Consider the following 1,261-nt stretch of genomic DNA (forward strand, 5'->3'; position numbering starts at 1 on the left):
GTGTATCATAAATATAGATTTGTCATCCTGAGCTTGTTGAAGGACCTATTTAAATACACTTTAAGGTGTTTCGACAGGCTCAACATGACAGCGTCTGGGCTAAAATCATCTTTATGATACAACCTCTTTTTAAATTCAATGCTATGCATGAACCTCTACAAAGCTGTATTTCTATTTAGTTATAGTATCTCTTACTATTTACTTACCTCCTGCAATAAGGGCATCTAACATAGGTTGGTCCTTTACCACATTATTAGCTCTGTCTAACATAAAACCTATCTCCCAATAGAATGGCAGAATACCATTCGCTTTAGCCTGTTTGGTTAGATAATATGTCCAGTCATTTACAGACTTGTTGTGCATAGCCAGATCTTTAGGAAGATAATTCGGGTTGTTAATCGCATTCCTTCTCCAGGCTGCATATTCACCCAGCATCACAGGGATTCCTTTATCAACAAACTTCTGTTTAATATTTTTGAATTCAGTATCGATCACATCCTCTTCTCCATAGGTAGCGTTGCGTTCTGGCTCAATAGTAGAGTGATTCCCTTTTCCCCAGTAGTAAGCCATTTTGCCCCAACTTACATCTCCATCTGTTAGTATCGTAAATGTAGAAGGCGTGTAGTCATGCACCTCGACCATCAACTTATTAGGGATTTCGTCTTTTGGCATCGTATTCATCAAAGTAAAGGTTTTAGTAGGGTCAGTGCTGGGGCCCTGCACAACCAATACCCGGTAACTGTTCCTGCCTCCCGTAGAACGAACCGCCTTGATGAATGTTTCGTGATAACTATTGAGTATGGCCATCTGCTCAGCATTTTCAACCGCAGGTTCATTCGTACCGGCAAAAATAAGATGTTCGTCAAAATCACGCATGGTTGTAGCAATCTGCTCCCAAAGTGCTTTTAGTCTTGCATTAATTTCCTCTTGCTTTGCGGCATTGACATTATTTTCGAGCCAGCCATTATCTCCGTGCGTATTCAACATCACATACATATCATTAGCTACACACCATCCAACTACTTCTTTCACCCGATTAAGCCATGCCTTGTCAATTTCTACTTTATCGGGATCACTTAAATGACTCCAATTCCAGTTACAAGGAATCCGTATAGTATTGAATCCAATTTGCTTTACAAATTTTACATACGATTCGGTCAGCTTACTATTCTGCCAATCACCCTCTTTTGGTGATTCCATGGTATTGCCAAAATTTATTCCCAAATGCATTTTTGCCGCCAGTTGTACAGCCGTACTACTC

The 1,261-nt window shown here is 40.0% G+C and carries 1 protein-coding gene; it reads right to left on the reverse strand.

Annotated features, from left to right (window positions below; genetic code table 11):
- Nucleotides 1-198: 198 nt before the first annotated feature.
- Nucleotides 199-1,261: glycoside hydrolase family 5 protein (locus tag AC1DND_RS28105; protein WP_477586178.1), on the reverse strand; the 1,063-nt coding region annotated here is incomplete at its 5' end.

It is taken from the genome of Pedobacter sp. 01N416 (genome assembly GCF_056399685.1).